4 protein-coding genes are annotated in these 4,877 nt (G+C 71.7%); 2 read left to right on the top strand and 2 right to left on the bottom strand.

The window, feature by feature from the left end; all coding sequences use genetic code 11:
- Positions 1-182 precede the first annotated feature (182 nt).
- The gene (gene purF / locus L1885_RS23540; RefSeq protein ID WP_235799174.1) at positions 183-1,709 is read left to right on the top strand and encodes an amidophosphoribosyltransferase; all 1,527 of its coding nucleotides are present in this window, start codon (positions 183-185) and stop codon (positions 1,707-1,709) included.
- A gap of 115 nt (positions 1,710-1,824) precedes the next feature.
- Positions 1,825-2,904, top strand: a complete 1,080-nt coding sequence (gene purM / locus L1885_RS23535) for a phosphoribosylformylglycinamidine cyclo-ligase (protein ID WP_235799173.1) — start codon at positions 1,825-1,827, stop codon at positions 2,902-2,904.
- A 192-nt stretch (positions 2,905-3,096) separates the two neighbouring features.
- Here the strand turns inward: purM and L1885_RS23530 are convergent, their stop codons facing one another.
- On the bottom strand, positions 3,097-3,345 hold the full coding sequence (locus L1885_RS23530; RefSeq protein ID WP_235799172.1) for a DUF3073 domain-containing protein: 249 nt from the start codon (positions 3,343-3,345) through the stop codon (positions 3,097-3,099).
- 264 nt (positions 3,346-3,609) lie between these two features.
- Positions 3,610-4,695: a Leu/Phe/Val dehydrogenase gene (locus tag L1885_RS23525; protein ID WP_235799171.1), complete on the bottom strand. Its 1,086-nt coding sequence runs from the start codon at positions 4,693-4,695 to the stop codon at positions 3,610-3,612.
- Positions 4,696-4,877 lie beyond the last annotated feature (182 nt).

The raw sequence follows: 4,877 nt of genomic DNA, 5'->3' as shown, positions 1-4,877 counted from the left end.
GGGACGGGTTCGGGGCGGGCGGCGGGCAGCCGCGTGCGGGCACGGCCGGCGGGGCCGCCGTGGCCGGGCCGTCGCGCGGTCAGGGGGCAGCGGTGACAGCGGGTGACGGCTCTCGCCGCGTTGACGAGATTTTCCCCGTCCCCAATTCGGACCAGTGGTCGATCTCGCCTACACTCGGTTGCGTGCCTCGTGGTGATGGACGACTCAGCCACGACCTGCTCCCCGGAGAGAAGGGCCCCCAGGACGCGTGTGGCGTCTTCGGTGTCTGGGCTCCGGGCGAAGAGGTCGCCAAGCTCTCCTATTTCGGACTGTATGCCTTGCAGCACCGCGGACAGGAATCCGCGGGCATCGCAGTGAGCAACGGGTCCCAGATCCTCGTCTTCAAGGACATGGGCCTGGTCTCGCAGGTCTTCGACGAAACCTCCCTCGGCTCCCTCCAGGGCCACATCGCGGTCGGTCACGCGCGTTACTCGACGACCGGCGCGTCCGTCTGGGAGAACGCCCAGCCGACCTTCCGGGCCACCGCGCACGGATCCGTGGCGCTCGGCCACAACGGCAACCTGGTGAACACGGCGGAGCTGGCCGAGATGGTCGCGGCCCTCCCGAAGGAGAACGGCCGCGCCACCCAGGTCGCCGCGACCAACGACACCGACCTCGTCACGGCGCTCCTCGCGGGGCAGACCGACGACGACGGCAAGCCCCTCACCGTGGAGGAGGCGGCGCCCAAGGTGCTGCCCCGGGTGAAGGGCGCGTTCTCGCTCGTCTTCATGAGCGAGCACACCCTGTACGCGGCCCGGGACCCGCAGGGCATCCGCCCGCTGGTGCTCGGCCGGCTGGAGCGCGGCTGGGTCGTGGCCTCCGAGTCCGCCGCGCTCGACATCTGCGGCGCCGCGTACGTCCGCGAGATCGAGCCCGGCGAGTTCGTCGCCATCGACGAGAACGGCCTCCGCTCCTCTCGATTCGCAGAAGCGAAGCCCAAGGGCTGTGTCTTCGAGTACGTGTACCTGGCGCGGCCCGACACGGACATCGCCGGTCGGAACGTGTATCTGTCCCGCGTGGAAATGGGCAGAAAACTTGCCGCGGAGGCGCCGGTCGACGCCGATCTGGTCATAGCGACCCCGGAGTCCGGCACTCCGGCCGCCATCGGCTACGCCGAGGCGAGCGGCATCCCGTACGGCTCCGGCCTGGTGAAGAACGCCTACGTGGGCCGTACCTTCATCCAGCCGTCGCAGACGATCCGCCAGCTCGGCATCCGGCTGAAGCTGAACCCGCTCAAGGAAGTCATCCGGGGCAAGCGCCTCGTCGTCGTGGACGACTCGATCGTCCGCGGCAACACGCAGCGCGCCCTCGTCAAGATGCTCCGCGAGGCGGGGGCGGCCGAGGTGCACATCCGCATCTCGTCGCCGCCGGTCAAGTGGCCGTGCTTCTTCGGCATCGACTTCGCCACCCGCGCGGAGCTCATCGCCAACGGCATGACGGTCGAGGAGATCGGCACCTCGCTGGGCGCCGACTCCCTCTCGTACATCTCGATCGACGGGATGATCGAGGCCACCACGATCGACAAGCCGAACCTGTGCCGCGCCTGCTTCGACGGTGAGTACCCGATGGAGCTTCCCGACCCGGAGCTGCTCGGAAAGCAGCTGCTGGAGACCGAGCTCGCCGCGGGCCCGGCCGACACGGCGGCGGCGGACGCGCTGCGCCGGCCGTAGCCCGGGCCGCTCCGCGACGTCCCCGTACCCCCTTCGTACCCGCACGCCGCGCGGCCGGTGCCCCTGTGCGCACCGGCTGCCGCCGCGCACGTTCGACGACACGAAAGTTCCCGCCATGTCTCAGTCCCCCGCCCCCAGCCCCGGCGCCAGCTACGCGGCGGCCGGCGTCGACATCGAGGCCGGCGACCGCGCGGTCGAGCTGATGAAGGAGTGGGTCAGGAAGACCCGCAGGCCCGAGGTGCTGGGCGGCATCGGCGGCTTCGCCGGCCTCTTCGACGCCTCGGCGCTGAAGCGGTACGAGCGCCCGCTGCTGGCCTCTGCGACGGACGGCGTCGGCACCAAGGTCGACCTGGCGCGCCGGCTGGGCGTGTACGACACCATCGGCCACGACCTGGTCGGGATGGTCGTCGACGACCTGGTGGTCTGCGGCGCCGAGCCGCTGTTCATGACGGACTACATCTGCGTCGGCAAGGTCCACCCGGAGCGGGTCGCCGCGATCGTCAAGGGCATCGCCGAGGGCTGCGTGCTCGCGGGTTGCGCCCTGGTCGGCGGCGAGACGGCCGAGCACCCGGGCCTGCTCGCCGAGGACGACTTCGACGTCGCGGGCGCCGGCACCGGCGTCGTGGAGGCGGACGCGCTGCTCGGCGCGGACCGCATCCGCACGGGTGACGTCGTGATCGCCATGGGATCGTCCGGTCTTCACTCGAACGGGTACTCCCTGGTACGGCACGTCGTCTTCGACCGGGCGGGCTGGTCGCTGGAGCGCGATGTCGCCGAGTTCGGCCGGACCCTCGGCGAGGAGCTGCTGGAGCCGACCCGCATCTACTCGCTGGACTGCCTGGCCCTGACCCGCGCCACCGAGGTGCACGCTTTCAGCCACGTGACCGGCGGCGGCCTCGCGGCGAACCTGGCGCGCGTCGTCCCGGACGGGCTGCACGCGGTGATCGACCGGTCGACCTGGCGGCCGGCCCCCGTGTTCGAGGTGATCGGATCCGTCGGCGGCGTGGAGCGGCTCGAACTGGAGAAGACGCTGAACATGGGCGTCGGGATGATCGCCGTCGTGCCGGCCGGGTCGGTCGACGTGGCGCTGGCCACCCTGGCCGACCGGGGCGTCGACGCCTGGGTGGCGGGGGAGATCACCGAGCGCGGTGACGAGACCACGGGAGCCGCTCTTGTCGGCGACCACGCGGCCTGACCGGGTCGGCGCGCGTGCCGGACACGGGCGGGGAACGGGCGGTTCCGGTCACCGGAACCGCGAAACCCGGCCGGGGCGTCAGCCGCTCCGGCCAGGTGGACTCACGGTTTCCGGCTCAGCACAAACCCGGTCCGTGACCGTGATCCCGGACCGGGCAGGTGGCGAGCGGAAGACAGTGGAGGTGTGAAGACGTCAAGCGCCGCGGCGCTGGGAGGACGGACCTGACTCGTCGTCCTCGTCGTCGTTGTTGTACAGATCCGCGTACTGAGCGTACGGGTCGTCTTCCTCCTCGTCGTCCTCGAACGGCTCGCCGTTCGGAGGCTGACTGGAAGTCGACGCGCCCAGCTCATTGGCCAGACGCGACAGGTCTGTCCCGCCGCTGTTGTACTTCAGCTGGCGGGCGACCTTCGTCTGCTTGGCCTTGGCCCGGCCGCGCCCCATGGCTCGACCCCCTCGGTGACGGGGCTACTCGGCCCCAGAGTCTTGACACGCGTTCATGTTTCAGAACGAGCTCTCGTCGGAGAGTCCCGTCCGTAGGGCTTCAACCGTACCTGCTTCCGCGGCCATGCGGTACGCCGTCCACATGACGTGCCCGGGGGCAGAACCGGCGAGACGCCCCGTACTCGCTGGTCAGTGGCGATTTTAACCCCTTCTCGGGGGTCGACCCGCCCGACCGGCGTGAGTCACGTCTCGCCGGGGCCCTCGTCATGCCCGCCGGGCGGCCTCCGCCATCCGGAGTTCGGCGATCCTGTCGGCCGCCGCAGCCGGCGGAACGCCGTCCGCATTTGCACGAGCGAAGATTTCGAGCGTGGTGTCGTAGATCTTCGCGGCCTTCGCGCGGCACCGCTCGAAGTCGAACCCGTGCAGCTCGTCGGCGACCTGGATGACGCCGCCCGCGTTCACCACGTAGTCGGGCGCGTACAGGATGCCGCGGTCCGCGAGGTCCTTCTCCACGCCGGTGTGCGCGAGCTGGTTGTTGGCGGCGCCGCAGACGATGCCCGCGGTCAGGTCGCGCACGGTCGCGTCGTCCAGCGCCCCGCCGAGCGCGCACGGCGCGTAGACGTCGAGGCCCGGCAGGCGCACGAGGGCGTCGGTGTCGGCCACGGCGCGCACCTCGGGGTGCGCCTGCCGGATCCGCTCCACCGAGTCCGCGCGCACGTCCGTGACCACGACGTCCGCGCCGTCCTCCAGGAGGTGTCCGACGAGGTGGCGGCCGACCTTGCCGACACCGGCCACGCCGACCGTGCGGCCGCGCAGCGACGCCTCGCCCCACCGCTCGAACGCGCTGGCGCGCATGCCCTGGAAGACGCCGAACGCGGTGAGCACGGAGGAGTCGCCCGCCCCGCCGCCCTCGGGCGAGCGGCCCGTCGTCCACCGGCAGGCGCGCGCGACGACGTCCATGTCCTGCACGTACGTGCCGACGTCGCACGCCGTGACGTACCGTCCGCCGAGCGAGGCGACGGCCCTGCCGTAGGCGAGCAGCAGGGCCTCGGTCTTGATCTGCTCGGGGTCGCCGATGATCACGGCCTTCCCGCCGCCGTGGTCGAGCCCGGCCATGGCGTTCTTGTACGACATTCCCCGGGAGAGGTTCAGCGCGTCGGTGACGGCCTCGTCCTCGGAGGCGTACGGGTAGAAGCGGGTGCCGCCGAGGGCGGGGCCCAGGGCGGTGGAGTGCAGGGCGATCACGGCCTTCAGGCCGGACGCCAGGTCCTGACAGAGCACGACCTGCTCGTGCCCACCCTGCTCGGAGTGGAAGAGGGTGTGCAGGACGCCGTCGGTCAGATCGGTCACGGTGGTGACTCCCGGGTGCGAAGCGGCGGAGTCCCCCCGGGGACGCCGCCTGCGGGTGGGGCGACTCCCCCCGCGGGGACGGGTTCGGCACGAGCGTAGCCCCGTCGCGCCCGGCCGGCGCCGGGGCCGGGGCCGGTGGCCCGGCGGACACGCCCGCCCGGGTGGCGGGACGCGCCTCGCCG

The sequence above is a fragment of the Streptomyces fuscigenes genome (assembly GCF_021556455.1).
Classification (GTDB): Bacteria; Actinomycetota; Actinomycetes; order Streptomycetales; family Streptomycetaceae; genus Streptomyces; species Streptomyces fuscigenes.
The sequence above is the reverse complement of the archived record's forward strand: the minus strand, read 5'-3'. Positions and strand labels throughout refer to the sequence as shown.

What these genes read in the sequence shown, in the direction of transcription:
- purM (WP_235799173.1), top strand. Translation starts at nt 1,825, where the DNA reads ATGTCTCAGTCCCCCGCCCCCAGCCCCGGCGCCAGCTACGCGGCGGCC.
- L1885_RS23530 (WP_235799172.1), bottom strand. Translation starts at nt 3,345, where the DNA reads ATGGGGCGCGGCCGGGCCAAGGCCAAGCAGACGAAGGTCGCCCGCCAG.